This is a genomic window from Xanthomonas sp. D-36-1 (genome assembly GCF_017746155.1).
Taxonomy (GTDB): domain Bacteria; phylum Pseudomonadota; class Gammaproteobacteria; order Xanthomonadales; family Xanthomonadaceae; genus Xanthomonas; species Xanthomonas cissicola.
Window position 1 is genome coordinate 42,330 of sequence record NZ_JAGHWR010000004.1, and the last position, 17,571, is coordinate 59,900.

15 protein-coding genes and 1 pseudogene are annotated in these 17,571 nt (G+C 67.4%); 2 read left to right on the forward strand and 14 right to left on the reverse strand.

The features are described from left to right. Positions 1–110 precede the first annotated feature (110 nt). The 8 genes from uraH to J7367_RS01590 form a co-directional block, all read right to left on the reverse strand. Positions 111–470: a hydroxyisourate hydrolase gene (uraH, locus tag J7367_RS01555; protein ID WP_081022932.1), complete on the reverse strand. Its 360-nt coding sequence runs from the start codon at positions 468–470 to the stop codon at positions 111–113. Then, positions 440–1,861, reverse strand: coding sequence for an FAD-dependent urate hydroxylase HpyO (gene hpyO / locus J7367_RS01560; RefSeq protein ID WP_057658529.1), 1,422 nt, complete (start codon positions 1,859–1,861; stop codon positions 440–442). Before hpyO ends, uraH begins: the two co-directional genes overlap by 31 nt. Continuing rightward, the gene (gene uraD, locus J7367_RS01565) at positions 1,858–2,349 is read right to left on the reverse strand and encodes a 2-oxo-4-hydroxy-4-carboxy-5-ureidoimidazoline decarboxylase (RefSeq protein WP_057658531.1); all 492 of its coding nucleotides are present in this window, start codon (positions 2,347–2,349) and stop codon (positions 1,858–1,860) included. The genes hpyO and uraD overlap by 4 nt, the downstream gene beginning before the upstream one ends. After that, the gene (gene hpxZ, locus J7367_RS01570) at positions 2,346–2,741 is read right to left on the reverse strand and encodes an oxalurate catabolism protein HpxZ (protein WP_057658533.1); all 396 of its coding nucleotides are present in this window, start codon (positions 2,739–2,741) and stop codon (positions 2,346–2,348) included. The genes uraD and hpxZ overlap by 4 nt, the downstream gene beginning before the upstream one ends. Further along, positions 2,738–3,628 (reverse strand): allantoinase PuuE, encoded by an 891-nt coding sequence (puuE, locus tag J7367_RS01575; RefSeq protein WP_057658534.1) that lies wholly within the window; start codon positions 3,626–3,628, stop codon positions 2,738–2,740. The genes hpxZ and puuE overlap by 4 nt, the downstream gene beginning before the upstream one ends. After that, positions 3,625–4,881 carry an alanine--glyoxylate aminotransferase family protein gene (locus J7367_RS01580; RefSeq protein WP_057658537.1) on the reverse strand — a complete coding sequence of 419 codons (1,257 nt, stop codon included), beginning with the start codon at positions 4,879–4,881 and terminating at the stop codon, positions 3,625–3,627. Before J7367_RS01580 ends, puuE begins: the two co-directional genes overlap by 4 nt. Then, the gene (locus J7367_RS01585) at positions 4,871–6,091 is read right to left on the reverse strand and encodes an allantoate amidohydrolase (protein WP_254894390.1); all 1,221 of its coding nucleotides are present in this window, start codon (positions 6,089–6,091) and stop codon (positions 4,871–4,873) included. Before J7367_RS01585 ends, J7367_RS01580 begins: the two co-directional genes overlap by 11 nt. 567 nt (positions 6,092–6,658) lie before the next feature. Further along, positions 6,659–7,591 (reverse strand): LysR family transcriptional regulator, encoded by a 933-nt coding sequence (locus J7367_RS01590; RefSeq protein ID WP_057658541.1) that lies wholly within the window; start codon positions 7,589–7,591, stop codon positions 6,659–6,661. 365 nt (positions 7,592–7,956) lie between these two features. On the opposite strand from J7367_RS01590, the gene J7367_RS01595 reads away from it, so the two are divergent. Continuing rightward, on the forward strand, positions 7,957–8,844 hold the full coding sequence (locus J7367_RS01595; RefSeq protein WP_057658543.1) for an alpha/beta hydrolase: 888 nt from the start codon (positions 7,957–7,959) through the stop codon (positions 8,842–8,844). A 187-nt stretch (positions 8,845–9,031) separates the two neighbouring features. Here J7367_RS01595 and gvpU read toward each other — a convergent pair whose 3' ends face one another. From gvpU to J7367_RS01625, 6 genes are all read right to left on the reverse strand, one after another. After that, positions 9,032–9,490 carry a gas vesicle accessory protein GvpU gene (gvpU, locus tag J7367_RS01600; RefSeq protein WP_039574116.1) on the reverse strand — a complete coding sequence of 153 codons (459 nt, stop codon included), beginning with the start codon at positions 9,488–9,490 and terminating at the stop codon, positions 9,032–9,034. Between the two features lie 221 nt (positions 9,491–9,711). Continuing rightward, complete coding sequence (gene ggt, locus J7367_RS01605; protein WP_057658545.1) at positions 9,712–11,292, reverse strand: gamma-glutamyltransferase; 1,581 nt, start codon at positions 11,290–11,292, stop codon at positions 9,712–9,714. Next, positions 11,292–12,752, reverse strand: coding sequence for an AtzE family amidohydrolase (locus tag J7367_RS01610; RefSeq protein WP_057658547.1), 1,461 nt, complete (start codon positions 12,750–12,752; stop codon positions 11,292–11,294). The genes ggt and J7367_RS01610 overlap by 1 nt, the downstream gene beginning before the upstream one ends. 212 nt (positions 12,753–12,964) lie before the next feature. Continuing rightward, on the reverse strand, positions 12,965–14,080 hold the full coding sequence (locus J7367_RS01615; RefSeq protein ID WP_057658549.1) for a nucleoside hydrolase: 1,116 nt from the start codon (positions 14,078–14,080) through the stop codon (positions 12,965–12,967). A 148-nt stretch (positions 14,081–14,228) separates the two neighbouring features. Continuing rightward, positions 14,229–15,785, reverse strand: a complete 1,557-nt coding sequence (locus tag J7367_RS01620; protein WP_057658552.1) for an adenosine deaminase — start codon at positions 15,783–15,785, stop codon at positions 14,229–14,231. Positions 15,786–15,911: 126 nt separating this feature from the next. Then, entirely contained in the window at positions 15,912–17,225 is a 1,314-nt protein-coding gene (locus J7367_RS01625) for an NCS2 family permease (protein ID WP_057658558.1), read from the reverse strand. Positions 17,226–17,471: 246 nt separating this feature from the next. Here J7367_RS01625 and J7367_RS01630 point away from each other — a divergent pair. Continuing rightward, positions 17,472–17,571: pseudogene (locus J7367_RS01630) on the forward strand (IS5 family transposase); the annotation flags it as partial.

Genomic DNA, 17,571 nt, shown 5'->3' on the forward strand with positions numbered 1-17,571 from the left:
AACCGGTCTGACACGGTGCGCAGCGGGTCACCCGCGCTGGCAGTGCGATGGAAGCGCAGACCATCGTGCAGAAGGGTCCAAACGGCCTGCATTGCGGCACGACGCAGCGCTCAGCTGCCGCGGTAGGTGGAGTACCCGTACGGGGAGAGCAACAGCGGCACATGGTAGTGGCCGTCGTCGGCGATGCCGAAGGCAATCGGGATGCGGTCCAGGAACGGCGGGTCGGCCAGCGCCATGCCGGTGGCCTGCCAGTAGCGTGCCAGGTCGAATTCCAGCCGGTAGCGGCCGGGCTGCAGCGCGAGCGCGGCCAGGTCCGGGCAGCGGCCGTCGAGATTGGTGACGCCCTCGAAGCGCAGCGTATCGCCAGCGAACAGCCGCAGCGGCACGCCGGCGGCGGGGCGGCCGCTGGCGGTGTCCAGCACGTGCGTGGACAGCGTGCTCATGCCACCGCCTGGGTGCGCTGCGGCCATTGGCCAATGAATTCGGGTTGGTCGTAGGCCAAATACTGGTCGACGATGGCCTGGCGGTCGTCCAGGAACAACTGGTCGGCCACTGCGCGGGCCAGCCGCGGCAGTGCCACCTTCAGTCCGGACAGTGCCGCGGCCGACGGGCCGTGATTGATCAGCGCCGAATAGTTGAAGGCGAACAGCCCATGCAGCAGCGCGGCATCGTCGGGCGTGCGTGGCAGCAGTTCGAACCCGGGTCCCAGATAGGGATGTGCGTCCAGCACCGGATTGGCCTGGCCAGGCGGTGGCCGATAGCGGTCGCCCCAGCAGGCGATGCGCCCGGACAGCGCGGCCAGTTCCGGACGTAGCCGCGGATCGGTGACCAGGCCGGTGGCGATGGCAAGGAAATCGAAGCGGTGTTCGCGCTGCGGCGTGCGCACGACGATCTCGCCGTCGCGCTCGGCCACGTCCAGCCACGGCGCGCCAAGGTGCAGCGCGAAGCCGGCATGCGCACAGGCGCGCTGGAAGGTGTCGTTGGTGGGTGGTTGGTTGTGCGCGAAGAAGCTGGCCATCATCCGATACTTGTCTGCATCCGGCAGTGCCAGAAAACGCGGAATGATGCCGGCCTGTTCCATGTGCCGGAACGGATTGATGCGCGGCAATTCGCTGCGGCGCACGAACACCTCGGCACTGGCGACGCCTTGTTCGAGCGCAAAGCAGGCATTGTCGAAAGCCGAGGCGCCGCCGCCCAGAATGCCCACACGCTTGCCGGCCAGTGCGGCGAAATCGATGTGGCCGGACGTATGCGCGTAGCGATGCGCGGGCAGGGCGCGGCTGATCCACTCGGGCACCACCCACTGGCCGCCGCCCTGGATACCGGTGGCCAGGATCAGCTTGCGTGTGAGCAGGGGCGCGCCCATCGCCAGATGCAGGCGATGGATGCCCGGTGCCAGGTCCGGTTCCACCCGGACCAGGCGGGTGGCGTTGCGCACCGGCAAGCGCAGCGTTGTGCGATACCAGCGCAGATAATCCATCCAAAGCGCGCGCGGGATCTTGTCCAGCGCGTCCCATGCGGCGCTGCCGTATTGCGCTTCCCACCACGCGCGGAAGGTGAGCGATGGCACGCCCAGATCGATCGAGGTGATGTGCTTGGGCGTGCGCAAGGTCTGCATGCGTGCGTAGGTCACCCACGGGCCTTCCTGGCCGGCCGGGTTTTCGTCGATCACCAGCACGTTGTGCACACGCTCGCGTTGCAGCGCGAACGCCGCTCCCAGGCCGCTCTGCCCGGCGCCGACGATGATCACGTCGTAGACGTGCCCGCCCGGATGCACACGCGGTTGCACCCAGGCATCACCGCCGTGGGCCAGGCATTGCAGGTCGTGGGCGAGGGTACGTTCGAGGTGGGCCAGGCTCATGGCAGTGCCTCCAGGCGCAGGTGAACGATCTTGCCGATTTCGGCAATGGCGGTGGCGATCTCTGCGTTGCGCGATGCGTCCAGGCGCTGCTCCAGCGCGGCCAGGATGCCGGCCTTGTCGTGCAGTCGCACACAGATCACGAACGGGAATCCGAAACGGTGGCGATAGGCCTGATTGAGCGCGTGGAAGCGCTTGAACTGGTCTTCGTCGAGCCGGTCCAGCCCGGCCGAAGCCTGCTCTGCGGCCGATGCGGCAGTGAGCGTGCGCTCGAGCGCGGCCTTGCCGGCCAGCTCGGGGTGGGCGCGGATCAGTGCGACCTGATCTTGCGGCGATGCGTCGTAAACAACCTGCATCAGGCCGCTGTGCACATCAGCGAACGGCCGTCGCCGCAGCGCACGTTCGATCACCCACGGCGAGTGTTCGAACAGGTCGCGATAGCGCGCCATGAAGGCGGCATCGTCCAGCCCGGGGTCGTCGACCACGCTCATGCGTGCGTGCCTTGCAGCGAGACATGCGCGGCCACCACTTTCCAGCCGTCGGCAAAGCGCACCCAGCTCTGGCTCTGCCGCCCGCGTGCAGTACTGCCGTCTCGAATGAATTCGGCGTGGGTGGTGGCGAAATCGTGGCCGAAACCATGCACCTGCACATGCGTCAGCCGGCGCTGCGGCGAGCCACCGCGGCCGCTGCGAAATGCGCGGATCGCATCGATGCCGTACAACACTTCGCCCACGCCATAACGCACGGTGCTGGGCGCTGCATGGAACAGCGCATCCATCGCAGCGATGTCGTCGCCCATCAGCGCCGTTTCATAGGCATGGAAGGCGGCCGTCACTTGCGCGATCACCTCGGGCAGATCGATGTCGGCGCTTGCGATGCTCATGCCGGATGCACCTGCAGCCAATGGCGCGCGATATCGATGCGGCGCGCAATCCAGGCATCGCCGCTGGCCAGCACGTGGTCCACAAAGCGCGCCAGCGCTGCCGCACGCGCCGGCTTGCCGACGATGCGCCCGTGCAGGCCGATCGAGAGCATGCGCCCGCCTTCGCTGCGCAACTGCTCGAAGCTGTCGCGCAGATAGCGGAAGAACGGCTCGCCATCGGCAAAACCGTTATAGGCGACGAATTTCATGTCATTGGCATCCAGCGTGTACGGCACGATCAACTGCGCGCGGCCGTGGCGGCTGTCGTAGTACGGCACGTCGTCGGCGTAGCTGTCGGCGTCGTAGACAAAACCGCCTTCTTCGGCGATCAGGCGGGCGGTGTTGGGGCTGGTGCGCCCCTGATACCAACCCAGCGGGCGGCTGCCGGTGACGCGCGTATGCACGGCGATGGCCTGCGCGATATGCGCGCGCTCGGTGGCCTCGTCCACGTGTTGATAATCGATCCAGCGCAGACCGTGGCTGGCGATTTCCCATTCGGCTGCCTGCATCGCGGCCACCGCGTCCGGATTGGATGCCAATGCCTGCGCCACACCGAACACGGTCACCGGCACGTTGCGTGCGGTGAACAGCCGATGCAGCCGCCAGAAGCCGGCACGGCTGCCGTATTCGTACAGGCTTTCCATCGCCATGGCGCGGGCGCCGGGCTGCGCTTGCGCGCCGACCATGTCCGACAGAAACGCCTCAGAGCCCGCATCTCCGTTGAGCACGCAGTTCTCCGCGCCCTCTTCGTAGTTGATCACGAACTGCACGGCGATGCGCGCGCCGCCGGGCCAGTGCGCCGCAGGCGGGCTGGCCCCATAGCCGAGCAGGTCGCGCGCGGCGTTCATGCCTGCGCTTCCGCATGCCAGGCGGCCAGTGCCGCTTCCACCGCCAGGCCGTGCGTGCAGGCATAGCCTTCGGCGCGCAGTACCGCTTCCAGTGCGGCCAGGGTGATCAGCACCTTGTGCTTCATCGCGTTGTAGCCCATCGCGCCGATGCGCCAGATCTTGCCTTGCAGCGGGCCGAACGCGGTGCCGATCTCGATCTCGAAATCCTCGCGCATGCGCCGGCGTACCGCCTCGCCGTCGATGCCGGGCGGAATCACCACGCCGGTGACATTGGTCATGCGATGCGCATCGTCGCCAAAGACCTCCAGCCCCAACGCGCGGATGCCGGCGCTGACCGCGCGCCCGGCCGCCGCATGGCGCGCGAAGCGCGCATCCAGGCCTTCCTGCAAGGCCACGCGTGCGCATTCGCGGGCGCCGTACAGCATGGTGGTGGCTTCGGTGTGGTGGTTGAGGCGCTTGTCCGACCAGTAATCCATGATCATCGCCAGGTCGAAATAATTCGAGGCGATGCGCGGGCCGCTGCCGTTGGCGATGTCGTCGCGCACGATGCCGCGTTCAACATGGCGACGCGCGAAGATGGCCGCGGCCGCGCGCTCGGACACGGTGATGGGTGCCGAGCCGGATGGCCCACCCAGGCATTTCTGCAAACCGCCGGTGACCACATCCACGTCCCAGCGATCGCTGGCGATGGGCATGCCGCCGATGGTGGCGGTGGCGTCCACATAACTCAGCGCGCCGGCTGCGCGGCATAGTGCGCCGACGCCATCGAGCGGCTGCGCCATGGTGGTGGAGGTATCGCCGTGTACGGTGGCCACCAGCTTGGGTGCCACGCGCTCGATGGCCTCGGCAATCGCGCCCAGCGGCAGCACCTGGCCCCACGGCGCATCCACGCTGTGCACCTCGGCGCCGAGGCGGCCCAGGATTTCGGTGAGCAACAAGCCGAAGCGGCCGAAGTTGAGCACCAGCACGCGCTCGCCCGGGCTGACCAACGAGACCAGCGCCGCTTCGATACCGGCGCGCGCGGTGCCATCGACCAGGAACGTCCAGCGATTCTCGGTGCCGAACAACGGCCGATAGAGCGCCATCACCTCGTTCATGTAGGTGGTCATTTCCGGATCGAACTGCCCCAGCAGATCGGCCGCCATCGCACGCAGCACGCGCGGATGCGCATTGACCGGGCCCGGGCCCATCAACAGGCGCTGCGGAGGATCGAGTTCGCCGAAGGTGTGCAGCTGACGCAGATCAGGTGACAAGGGGATCTCCCAGGTGGTCGATAAAGTGGCGCATGACCGCCAAAGCGATCTCGGCATCGGCCGGATCGACATGTTCGTCCGGATGATGGCTGATCCCGCCGGCGCAGCGCACGAACAGCATCGCCGTGGGACACAGCGCTGCCATCACCATGGCATCGTGGCCCGCACCGGAGACCAGGTGGCGCGGTGCGATGCCTTGCGCGGCAACCGCGTGTTCCAGGCGCGTGATCAGTGCCGGGGCGCAGGGGCTGGCGGCCAGCGTCTGCAGTGGCTCGATGGCGATGGCGACGCCGCGGTGGATGGCGATCTGCGCCAGTGCCTGTTGGATCTGCTGCACGGCGGCGTCGCGGCTTGCATCGCTGCCCGCACGTACGTCCATCGAGCAGTCCACACGCCCCGGCACCACGTTGGCGGCGCCGGGCGCCACCTGCAGCTTGCCGACGGTGGCGACCAGGTCGCTGCTGCCAGCGCGGGCGATCCGTTCGATGGCCAGCAGCGCTTCGGCCGCGGCGCTCAAGGCGTCGCGGCGCAGCGCCATGCTGGTGGTGCCGGCATGTCCGGCGCGACCTTCGAAGCGCAGGGCGAAGCGTCGTTGCGCGGCGATGGCGCTGACGATGCCCAGCGGCACTCCTTCCGCTTCCAAGACCGGGCCTTGTTCGATATGCGTTTCCAGATACGCCAGCACGCTGCCCGGGGCGCGGGCGGCGTGGTGCACGTGGGCGATGTCCAGGTTCCACGCGGCCAGCGCGCTGGCCACCGTGATGCCGGCGGCATCGGTGACCGCCAGCGCGGTGGGGTCGAGCGTGCCGGCCACCGCGCGGCTGCAGAACATGGACGCGGGAAAGCGCGAGCCTTCTTCGTCGCCGAAGGCGATGACCTCGATGGCAAAGGGCAGCCGGCGTCCCTGCGCATGCAGCGCGGCGACGCATTCGATGCCGAGCAGGATGCCGAGCGGGCCGTCGTAGCGCCCGGCATCGCGCACGCTGTCCAGGTGGCTGCCGATCAGCAGCGCCGGTGCGTCTGGCTGCGTGCCGGCGTATCGGCCCACCAATGTGCCCAGGGGATCGATGCGCACCTGCATGCCGGCCGCCTGCATCCAGGTGCCTACCTGTTCCACCGCGGCACGGTGGGCAGGACCAAGCCAGCCGCGGAATAGCCCGGTATCGCTGTCGCTGTAGGGCCCAACGCCCAGCGCGTCGCAGCGTGCCACCGCACGCGCACCGCCAGGAGCAGCGAGGTCGGGAGCGACTTGGCGGGACGGCAGGGCAGCGGGCATCGACGGACCAACGGGGGCTCGCGGAGGGCGCAAGTGCAGTCCGGGAGCAGGTGGGAGAGGTGGCGCCTCGACTATAGGGAGGCAGTCCTGTCGCCATCAAAGAGTTTTTTCGCGGGCTTGGGCTGCAAAAAATGCAACGCGGGCTTGGCCCGCTGGCATGGGGCTGCCGGCGCAGGCATGCCCCTGCGACGACTGCATCCTGCGAACGCGTGCGCGTGCCAGCGGCCCGTAGGTCACGTCTTGCCCGCACCCGTCGTCAGCAACGCAGCGGACGCACCGCACCGCCGCGGGTGCCTGCATCACGCGCAGGCCATGCGAACACCCCGTGCGAAGGAAAACGTCGGGAAAAAGCGCGCACGTGGGCGGAGACGGCTGGTCGTAGAGTTCGGGAGGATCGCACTGCAACTGCATCTGCTGATCGACTGCATGGCGCTGCTGCGGTCAGGCGCGCGTTCGCGCGCGTGCGGCAGCCAACGGCATGACCGGGCTGCCTGGCGCCGCTCAACCGCCGTCCGCACATCCAAGGTCGTGCCGTAATGCAGCCACGCACTCGTCCACGAACGTGCGCACCTTCGACGAGCCGCGGCGGCCTTCGACATAGACCACGTGCACCGGTTCGGGCGCGATCTCGAAGGCATCCAGCACGCTGACCAGCGTTCCGTCCTGCAGGTGTTGGCGAACCTGGTAGGACGGCACTTGTGTGAGGCCCCACCCATCCACCGCGGCAACGATGGCGGCGTTGAATGCGCTGACGCTCAGGCGCGAGGCAACCTCCACCTCATGCGCACGTCCATCCAGACGGAACGCCCACCTGGGCGTGCGTTCTGCCGCAGCGGTGGAAATCGTTGCGTGCTGCGGCAGCATGTCCGGGTGCTGCGGTATGCCGTGTTCTGCAAGATAGCCGGGCGAGGCACACACCATGCGACGGACGCTGCCGACCGGGATGGCAGTCAGCGACGAATCGGGCAACGTGCCGATCCGGATCGCCACATCGATGCCTTCTTCCAGCAGCGGCACGACACGGTCCACCAGCAGGGCACGGGCGCGCATGGCCGGATAGCGGCCGAGGAAGTGCGCCACGACAGGTGTCACATGCAGAGCGCCGAACATCTGCGGCGCAGTCACGGTGAGCAAGCCGCTGGGAAGCGCATGCAGGCCGGCGGCGCGGCTTTCGACATCCTCCAGCTCGGCCAACAGGCGCCGGCAGTCGCTTGCATACTGCTGCCCTGCCGCGGTGAACCGCATGGTGCGTGTGCTGCGCACCACCAGCAGCACGCCCAGCCGCGATTCCAGCTGAGCGATGGTGCGCGTGACCGTGGCGGTGGAAATGCCCAGATGGCGCGCCACACCCGCAAAGCTGGTGTGCTCGGCCAGCGCGGCAAACAGCGTCATTTCCTGGATGCGGTCCACCTGCGCCTCGTCTTCGACAATCACCTTCGACCGGGCACGCAGCCTAGCAGCCCGATGTGATCAACCCCTGGATGCCATATGCGCCATGCAGCGCATGCGAACGCAACAGTGGTTGCGGCATTGCGCGCGATGCAATGCTCCATTGAACGCCAGGGTGGTTCTCGTGCCAGGCCGGCGCACCTAGCATGGCCGACATTGCACACGCGTTGCCGCACCCGCATCTGCGCCGCCCCATCCATCAACACCCGCCGGCAACATGCGCCGTCGGTGGACGCGCGTCGCTCCATCCTGCGCCTGTGCTGGGTTGGCACCGCACTGTTGCTGGGGGCCGGCAGATTGCGTGCAGCCGACAGGTGCGGCGCCCACACCCCATTACTGACGGAGGCAGCATGTCCCACGACGCCACCCAGCGCATCAGCTATCGCACCGAGCAGGTTGGCGATGTCGAGGTGTTCTATCGCGAAGCAGGGCGCAAGGACGCGCCGGTCCTGTTGCTGTTGCACGGGTTTCCCAGTGCCAGCCACATGTTCCGCGACCTGATGCCGTTGCTGGCAAGCCAATACCGTCTGATCGCCCCGGATCTCCCCGGCTTCGGCATGACCAAGGCACCGCCGCGTGGGCAGTTCGATTACACCTTCGATGCGCTCTACAAGGTGATCGAAGGCTTTACCGAAGCGTTGGGACTGACGCGTTACAGCCTGTACCTGTTCGACTACGGTGCACCGGTCGGCTTCCGCCTTGCGGCCGCGCATCCGGATCGGGTGAGCGCCATCGTCAGCCAGAACGGCAATGCCTACCTGGAGGGCTTCAGCGACCAATGGGACGCCTGGCAGGCCTACTGGCGGGAGCCGAGCGCCGCCAATCGCGAGGCCTGCCGCGCATCGTTGTCGGCGCAGACCATTCGTGAGTGGCAATACGGCACCGGTGTCGCGCCCGGCACACTGTCGCCGGACGGCTACACCCTGGATATCGCCTACATGGCGCGCCCGGGCGCCGAAGAGATCCAGCTCGACCTGATTCTGGATTACCGCAGCAATGTGGCGGCGTACCCCGCATTTCAAGCGTATTTTCGTGCCCATCAGCCGCCGTTGCTGGCCGTGTGGGGCAAGTACGATCCCGCCTTTATCCCGGCCGGCGCGCAGGCCTACCGCACGGATCTGCCAAGGGCCGAAGTGCATCTATTGGAGACAGGGCACTTCGCCTTGGAGACGCATGCGCTGGAGATTGCGCACTACATCGGTGATTTCTTGTCGCGGACCCTCGCGCCGTCGGCATGACGCGGGCCGTGGCCGATGCCGTCGTGGACGCTGCATCGCCATCGTGCGCCGAGGTCCGACGGCGGCGGCCTGACACAATGTCCGCTACCTGCTGCCGTCCTGGCGCGGCGTTGCACTGCCTTGAGCAAGTGTTTGGTCGCCCAGTGTGAGATGGCGGGCACTCACACTGGAGCAGACGGCAGCGGGCTCAGTCTGCCGACAGCGAGCCAAGGGTGAATCCGGAAACCGCATTGACCTTGCCGCGCCACAACACGCCACGGTTGCTGGGCAGCGGCTGGCCGCCCGGTGAGAAGCAACGCGCATCGATCAGGTGGATGAACTGCGGCGGCGTGCTGCTCTGCTGCGTGTCGTCTTCGGCATCGTAGATGCTGGCGTGGCTGGCAAACGCGCGACGGATATCCTCTTTTTCATCGGCATCGCCCGGATAGGCAGCAGAGAACTCCTGCGCGAACGCCTCGAAATAGCGCTTCCCGCTGACCAATTGGCCGGAAATGACGATGCCTTCGACAAACAGGGTGACGCCGAACTGCACGTCCGAGGTGTTGGCAATGCCGACCAGCTTCTGCAGATACCAATCCACGCTCTGGCCATCGAACGCCAGCTTGACGTCTTCCAGCGACGGTTGATGTTGATCTTGGTCTGTCATGTTGCTCTCCTTGAGTGGATTGGACGACGCGTTAGCCGTAACGCAGATGTGGATGGCGCGCCCTTGGCGTGCTTAAGCATGGCACACGGATCGCCAAAGTTGCCGTGGTTGGGTTCGCTACGAAGGCTTCCGCACCACGGTCTTGCGACACATGGACGCTTTCATCCGGTGCGCGCCCATGGCGCACGTGGGACGCGGCCGCAGCGGAACGACCACTGTGGTCACCACGCCGCCACTGCTCCATCCGAGCGCGGATCGCTGGCGCCACTCAGGACGCCATCTTGCTCGCGCACCAAGGCACCGGCATGTCCCATCACCGCGCTGTACGCCGGCAGCAGTTCCACCGCATGCCCGGCATTGCGCAGGGCCTGCACCACGGCCGGGTCGAAGCGGTCTTCCAGCTTCAACGCCGTGCTGTCTTCGCCCCAGGTGCGGCCCAGCAGCCAGCGCGGTGCGCTGACCGCCTGCTGCAGCGGCATGCCGAAGCGGGCGTAGCGGGAGAACACGGCGGCCTGGGTTTGCGGTTGGCCTTCGCCGCCCATGGTGCCGTAGGCCATCACGCGGCCGTCGTCGAAGGTGGCCAGCGCCGGGTTGAGCGTGTGGAAGGGCTTGCGTCCCGGGGCAAGCGCATTCCAGCCATCGGGGGCGAGGCGGAAGCTGCAGCCGCGGTTCTGCCAGGTGATGCCGGTGCGCGGCAGCACCAGGCCGGAGCCGAATTCGAAATAGGTGGACTGGATGCAGCTGACCGCGCGGCCGTGCGCGTCGATGGCGCCGAACCAGACGGTGTCGCCTGCCTGCGAGGGCTGTGGGCACGGCAGTGCGGCGCGCATGTCGATGCGTGCGGCGAGCGCATTGAGCGCGGCGCTGTCGTCGAGCAGGGCTTGTGCGTCGAGCGTCATCCAGGCGGGGTCGCCGAGGTGTGCGTCGCGGATCAGGAAGGCCTGCTTGCTGGCTTCGATCAGCCCGTGCAGGTGTGCGTAGCTGTCTGCGTCTTCTGCCTCCAGGCGATCGAACAGTGCCAGGATCAACAGCGAGGCAAGCCCCTGCGTGGGCGGCGCGTGGTTGTAGAGGCGCGCGCCCTGGATGACAACCGATAACGGCACGCTGGCGTCGGCGCGATGGGTCGCCAGGTCGTGTGCGCCGAGCGGGCTGTCGAATGCCTGCAGGTCTGCGGCGATGTCGTGGGCAATCGCGCCGCGATAGAAACTCTCCAGACCTTCATCGGCGAGCCGCTGCAAGGTACGCGCGAGCTGCGTCTGGCGCAGCAGCGCGCCTTCGCGCAGCGGCGCGCCGTGCGGCTCGAAGATCTGGGCATAGGCGCCGGGTTGTGGGCGCAGTTCTGCGCGCTTGCTGGCGGCCACCTGCGCGCCGCCCAGCGTGACCGGTACGCCGGCACTGGCGTGATGGATCGCATCGCTCAACAGGCGTTGCAGCGACACGCTGCCGTTTGCCTGCTGCAGGGCCAGCGCCCAGCCGGAGACGGTACCGGCCACGGTATTGGCCGCGCCAGGCCCGCGCCACGGAATGTGGGCGTGGCCGCGATAGAAATCCAGTGTGGCCGCCTGCGCCGCGCGGCCGCAGGCATCGATGGCATGCACGCGGCCATCGGGTTCGTGGATGAGCCAGAAGCCATCGCCGCCGATGCCGGTCATGTGCGGGTAGACCACCGCCAGGCAGGCAGCGGTGGCGACGGCCGCTTCGATGGCATTGCCACCGTCGCGCAAGACATCGCGTCCGGCCTGTGCGGCAAGATGGTGCGGTGCGACCACCATGCCGCGGCGCGCGCGCAGGGTATGCAACATCAGCGTGGCTCCGGCGGTGGGCTGAAGGCGAGCAGGCCGTCGCGCTCGAGTTGCGCGGCCAGCGCAAACAGGCGGTCTTCACGGCCGGGCGCGGCGATCAGTTGCACGCCCAGTGGCAGGCGCCCGGGACGCGGCAGCGGTGCGGCCAGCACCGGGCAGGCCGCCAGGCCGAGTGGCTGGGTGAAAATACCCAGATTCGCACGCGCAGAGACGGGCAAACCGTCGATCTGGATGGTGTCCTGGTCGATGCGTGGCGCCACGCAGGGTGTGGCTGGCGCGATGAGCACATCCACCTGGTCCCACAGCGCATGCATGGCATCGGCAAACCACTGCGCGAAGCGGTGCGCATCGGCCACGGCGCTGGCAGGCAGCTGCAAGCCGGCAAGCAGGCGGTCGCGGGTGGCCGGGTCGAACTGCGCGCCGTGCGCGGTGAGCGCGCTGCGGTGACGATGCCCGCCTTCGGCAGCGGTCAGGACGAAGGCAGCGGCGCGTGCGCGTTCGGCCTCGGGCAGGTCGATCGACGAAAGGCTGTTGCAGGCGGCGAGCAGGGTCTGCAGCCCGGCCTCCAGATCCGGATCCAGATTGCGCTCAAACCAGCCGCCCAACCGCGCGACGCGCAGCTTGCCGGCATGGCACGCAGGCAGCGGCTGCCCGCGCAGTACGTCGTAGACGCGGCGCAGGTCGGCCACCGAGGTGGCGAATGGGCCGACCACATCCAGCGCATCGACAAACGGAAACACCCCATCCAGGGGGACGGCGCCGTGCGTGGGGCGCAGGCCGTAGATGCCGCACAGCGCGGCCGGCACGCGGATGGAGCCATTGGTGTCCGAGCCAAGCGCGAACGGCACCAGCCCGGCGGCCACCGCTGCCGCCGAGCCGCCCGATGAGCCGCCTGCCAGGTGCTGGTCATCGTGCGGATTGGCGGTGGTGCCGTAATGCGCATTGACCGTGGCGAAGCCGTACGCGAATTCGTCCATGTTGGCGGTACCCACCAACACGGCGCCGGCTTCGCCGAGCCGTTGCACCACCGCTGCATCGCGGCTGGCAGGCGGGCAATGCGCACGCACTGCGGCGCCGGCGGTGGTGACCTGCCCGGCGACATCGAACAGGTCCTTGACCACGAACGGCACGCCGGCCAACGCGCCACCGTCGCTGCCACCGGCAAGCGCAGCCTGCACGCGCGCGGCATCGGCCGCGGCACGCGCCGGCAGCAGGTGGGTAATGGCGCACAGGCGGTCGTTGGCCTGGTTGATGCGTGTCAGCGTCTGGGTGGCCAGTCGCGCGGCCAGCGTGGGCTGGCTGCGCGTGGTGCTGACGATGGAGGCGATCTGGCCGCGCAAACCGCTGCCATCATGCGCCGTTGCAGGCGGCGCATGGAAGGTGGCCAGCAGCTGCGCGTGCCCGCGCAGCACTTCGGTATTGCGATCGACGCCGGCCTGCCACTGCGCTGGGAGTTGCATGAATCACCTGTTGGAAAGCGGGGATGGGGGAGTCGGGATTTGAGATTCGCCTGCTTGCCTGCGTGCTGTGCAGGTTGTGAGGTGAGGGCATGCCCCGGGAGTTGGGATGTATCAGGCGTTTTCCTCCACATAGCTTGCGATCTCCTCAGATCAGCGCCGCGCCGTCATCAGCGCAGCGCACCCTCATCCGCCCTGCGGGCCCCTTCTCCCCATCAAGGGAATCGAGGACCCGAAGGGAGGACGGGGAGGGGCGATCCCACTGCCGGCGGCTGTGGAGCAGTGAGGCGGTCGACCAGCAGCTGCTCGAATGCTGGCACATCCACCGCATGCACCACCGTCTGCGCCCGCTCGCCCAGCCCGGGCTGATACCCCGGTGCCCACGACAAGATATCGCCGTACCCGGCATCGAAGGCAGTGTTGGTGTCCACGTACAGCGTTTCCGTATGCCTCGCCAATTCCGGGCGCAGCCACACGGCCGTGGCCAGTTCGTCCCACATCGGAAAGCCCGGCTCGCGACTGCGCAGTGCGTGGCCAATCGTGGTGTCGGCCGCACTCATGCGCGCCAGCAACTCGGCGGTGAGTTCGGTGGCGGTGGACGGGTCGACCGGCACCATGGTGATCTGGCGCCACGGCGCGCGCATGACGATGCTGGCCGCTTCGGGATCCCAGCGGATATTGAACTCGCGTCGCGGCGAATTGACGAATTCGCGTGCGAATTGCTGCGCACTCACGCTGTTGCGTTGCTGCCGCGGATTGAGGCTGCCACCCATATAGACCAGCTCGCGCGCCAGCGTGGCAAAGGCCGGGTCCAGCGATTGCGCCAGCGCCAGATTGGTCAACGGGCCAGTGGCAATGATGCTTACCTCGCGCGGGTACTGACGCACCATGCGCAGCATGAACAACGCGGCCGGCTCGTCTGAGGGGCGCACTACACTGGGATTGCCCAAGGCCAGATCGGGCACCACATCGGGGGCGTGATAGCGCGGCGCGCTTTGCACGGTGTCGCCGTCCACCCAGTGCTTGGTCCATGCGCCTTTCCACACGAGTTTGCCGTACAGCGCTTCCCAGCGTTCGGTGGCCAACTCGCTGTTGAGCAGCGGATGCACCGGGCCGGGAAGTACGGGAATCTGCGGATGGCCAGCCAGTTCCAGCAGGCGGCAGGTATGCGCCAGCACCTCATCGCGCCAGATATTGCCGCTGACGGCACTGATGCCCAACACCTCGACGTCGGGCGATTGCAACAGCAGCAGCTGTGCGGGGGTGAAGCCGTCGATGTCGTCTTCGAGAATGACGCGGCGTTTGGATGAGGGGAGGTGCGGGTCGGTCATTGCGTTGTTGTCGTGGAAGGTTGAAGGCATTGCACCGGCGATGGACAGAGGCATTTGTAGGAGCGTGCCTGCGCGCGACGGGGCGTTACCGGTAAAGCCCGTTCGCGCTCGGGCGCGCTCCTACGTTGCATATGTCTCGTTGTCGGCGCTATCTGTGTTGCAGCAACAGCGTGCGCTCGTACTGGGCCAGGTCGGTTTCCAGCTGCCATTGCAGCCGAGCCTTCTCGCTGCCCTGGCGGAATGCTCGACAGGCAGCATCATCTGTTTCGCGCTGCAACGCAGTGGCGCAGGCCTGCGCAGCTTTACCGTCGGCGTCCCACAGGCTCGCACCCGGCAGGAAGCTGTAGCGCAGGCCATTGCGGGCCAGCTGTTTGAGGCTGGGGTAGTCGATCCCCTGTTCCTGCATCGCACGTTGGTACTCGTGGGTCATGTCCGCACGCGAGACGCCGGCATCGTCGGTGGACAGCACCACCGGCACGCCGGCACGCAGATACAGCGCCAGCGGATGCGCGGCGCCCTTGATGCCCAGAATCACATCGTTGCTGGTGAGGTTGATCTCGACCGCAACCTGTTCGCGTCGCATGCGTTGCAGCAGTGCCTCTGCATCGTCTTCGTAGGGCAGGTCCACCCCATGCCCGATGCGGCGCGCACCTGCATCCACCGCCTGCCGGATATGCGAGCGCAGCTGCGCCGGCGGCACCAGCCCCAACGCCAGCTCGCCGGCATGCAGCGACAGCGGCACACCGGGGTAGCGCGTTGCGAAGAAGCGGAACATCGCCATATGCCGCGCGTAATCGGCCAACGCCACTGGATTGTCCTCCGGCGCGACGATGTTCAGCGCCACCGCGCGGCTGCCGCCGGCGGCGATCAGCGCATGCGCCAGCGCCATCTGCCCAAACACCATCGGCTGCGGCAGCACGCGCAACACATACGGAACATAGCGGTACTCGACCGTGCAGCCGGGGCGTGCATCGGCCTGGTCGCAACGCAGTACGCGTCGGCCCTGCGCGTCGATGTCGGCAAGATCGCGTTGCGCGGCCTGCACCAGCGGCGCCAGGTCGGGCTGCAACGCACGCAGATTGGCTGCGTCGTCCTCGCCCTTCCACGGCAGCGACTGCATGCGCTTGGCAGCCTGATCCATCTGCGGCGGGTTGGCGATGATTTCCACATACGGCACGCGGTCGCGTGCGGCCTGCTCCAGCACTGCGGCGACGGTGTCGGCGACACGGGTGCGGACCACCACATCGAACTTGCCGAAGGTGCTGAAGAACTGATCGTGGCCGCTGGGTTGCGCCGGGCCGGGCAGGAAGTTGCGCATCGACAGCGAATTCACCATCCGCCCGTACAGCGCGGCGTTGCGTGCCGCCAGGCCGCTGGCCGGTTCCTGGCCGGCCCCGCACGGCGGTGCGCGCAGGCTCAGCTCGTCCAGTTGCACGCAGGCGCCATCGTCGCTGGCCCATTGCAGATACGTCTCGGCATACACCGAACCGGACAGGTGGTTATGCAGGTCGCCACCTTTCGGCATGGCCTGCAGCCAGGTGCGTAGCTGCGCCGGCTGCGCGGCCGCCTCACGGAACAACTGCGCTACCTGCTGTTGGCGTTGTTGCGCAGGCACGGGCACAGGCGCTGGTGCCGGCCGTGCGTGCACGACGATGGGCAAGCACGCCCATGCGCTCAGGACCAGACAGCGACGAAGAAATAACATGCAGGAGACTCGTTTGGAGAGACGGTGGTGTGCGACAGCCGACGACCACATAGCTTGCCTGCCAGCGCGACCCGAGGCCACCCACGTGCGCGCCGGTAAGCAAGCCTGGAACAGATGAGGCACGCATCATTCCAGCGCATAACGCAGCACGAACAAGCCCGCGATGGTCCAGGTGGCCGGGTGCACGCCCCGCCAGCGGCCGCTGCCGAGTCTGAGCGCGGCATAGGTGATGAAGCCGAACGCAAGCCCCGTCGCAATGGAATAGGTCAGCGGCATGGCGAGCATGCAGATGGCGGCCGGCAACGCGTCGCCCACATCGTCCCACTGGATCTGCGTGCATTCGCGCAGCATCACCGAGGCCAGGTAGATCAGGGCCGGTGCGGTGGCGTAGGCCGGCACCATTGCGGCCAGCGGGGAGAACAGCAGCGCGAGCAGAAACAGGGCGGCAACCACCAGCGCGGTGAGGCCGGTGCGCCCGCCCACCTGCACGCCGGCGGCGCTTTCCACATAGGCGGTGGTACTGGAAGTGCCGAGCAGCGCGCCGGCCAGGATGGCGGTACTGTCGGCAAGCAGCGCGCGATCGAACTGACGGCGCTGCGCGGGCGTGTGCAGCAGGCCGGCGCGCTGCGCCACACCCATCAGCGTGCCGGTGGCGTCGAACATTTCCACCAGCACGAACACCAGCACCACATGCAGTACCGCAGCGAGCGCACCGCCGCCGCCATGGCCGCGCAAGGCGCCGACGATATCCAGCTGCAGCACGGTGGGCGCCAGGCTGGGCGGCAGCGCCAGGACGCCTTCGTAGTGGACCAGTCCCAACGCCAACGCTGCCCCGGTCACCGCAAGGATGCCGAGCAACATGGCACCCCGCACGCGGCGCACTTCCAGCACGCCGATCAGCAGCAACCTGGCCAGCGCAAGCAGCGGCTCGGGTCGGTGTAAATTGCCCAACGTCAGCAAGGTCTGCGGATGCGCCACCACCAATCCGGCTTTCTGCAGCCCGATCAAGGCCAGGAACAGGCCAATGCCCGCCGCAATGGCGCTGCGCAAGGTGGTCGGAATGCCATCCACCAACCAGCGCCGCGCGCCGGTGATGGTAAGCAGTAAAAAGAGGCAGCCGGAAACGAACACCAGCCCCAGGGTCTGCTGCCAGCTGTAGCCCAATGTGCCGACCACGCCGAAGGCGAAGAACGCGTTCAAGCCCATGCCGGGCGCCATGCCGATGGGATAGTTGGCCAGCACTCCCATCAACAGCGAACCCAGTGCTGCAGCCAGGCAGGTAGCCACGAACACCGCGCCGTGATCCATGCCGGTGGTGGCCAGGATGTCGGGGTTGACGAAGACGATGTACGCCATGGTCAGGAAGGTGGTGGCACCGGCCAGCATTTCGGTGCGCACGGTGCTGCCGTTGGCGGCAAGCGCAAAACCGGGCCAGCGCATCAGCACGCGCTCGCGATGCAGGGCAGGTTGACGGCAGGACAAAGGAACATCGGCAGACATCTCATCGATACGGGGCGGCGCGCGTGCAGCGCACGCACGCGGGCGGCCCATCTTGCCCTGTTGCATTGCGCTTGCCACGGACCTCGGGCACGGATTGCACTGCAGGAGCGCTCACATACGCTAGGGAAGGTCTGATCAACTCACCGCAGATGCGCGACACTATCGCCTTATGTAGAGGATTCATCCATGCAGCTGACGTTCGGTGACGCTGAGGGCTTGGGCAAGCGTAAGCAGACCCGGCGCGAGATCTTTCTTGCCGAGATGGAGCAGGTTGTTCCGTGGCAGC

Excerpts from the sequence above, each read along its gene's own strand:
- uraH (WP_081022932.1), bottom strand. The coding sequence starts at position 470 with ATGGCCGCAGCGCACCCAGGCGGTGGCATGAGCACGCTGTCCACGCAC.
- hpyO (WP_057658529.1), bottom strand. The coding sequence starts at position 1,861 with ATGAGCCTGGCCCACCTCGAACGTACCCTCGCCCACGACCTGCAATGC.
- uraD (WP_057658531.1), bottom strand. The coding sequence starts at position 2,349 with ATGAGCGTGGTCGACGACCCCGGGCTGGACGATGCCGCCTTCATGGCG.
- hpxZ (WP_057658533.1), bottom strand. The coding sequence starts at position 2,741 with ATGAGCATCGCAAGCGCCGACATCGATCTGCCCGAGGTGATCGCGCAA.
- puuE (WP_057658534.1), bottom strand. The coding sequence starts at position 3,628 with ATGAACGCCGCGCGCGACCTGCTCGGCTATGGGGCCAGCCCGCCTGCG.
- J7367_RS01595 (WP_057658543.1), top strand. The coding sequence starts at position 7,957 with ATGTCCCACGACGCCACCCAGCGCATCAGCTATCGCACCGAGCAGGTT.
- gvpU (WP_039574116.1), bottom strand. The coding sequence starts at position 9,490 with ATGACAGACCAAGATCAACATCAACCGTCGCTGGAAGACGTCAAGCTG.
- ggt (WP_057658545.1), bottom strand. The coding sequence starts at position 11,292 with ATGTTGCATACCCTGCGCGCGCGCCGCGGCATGGTGGTCGCACCGCAC.
- J7367_RS01610 (WP_057658547.1), bottom strand. The coding sequence starts at position 12,752 with ATGCAACTCCCAGCGCAGTGGCAGGCCGGCGTCGATCGCAATACCGAA.
- J7367_RS01615 (WP_057658549.1), bottom strand. The coding sequence starts at position 14,080 with ATGACCGACCCGCACCTCCCCTCATCCAAACGCCGCGTCATTCTCGAA.
- J7367_RS01620 (WP_057658552.1), bottom strand. The coding sequence starts at position 15,785 with ATGTTATTTCTTCGTCGCTGTCTGGTCCTGAGCGCATGGGCGTGCTTG.
- J7367_RS01625 (WP_057658558.1), bottom strand. The coding sequence starts at position 17,225 with ATGCGCTGGCCCGGTTTTGCGCTTGCCGCCAACGGCAGCACCGTGCGC.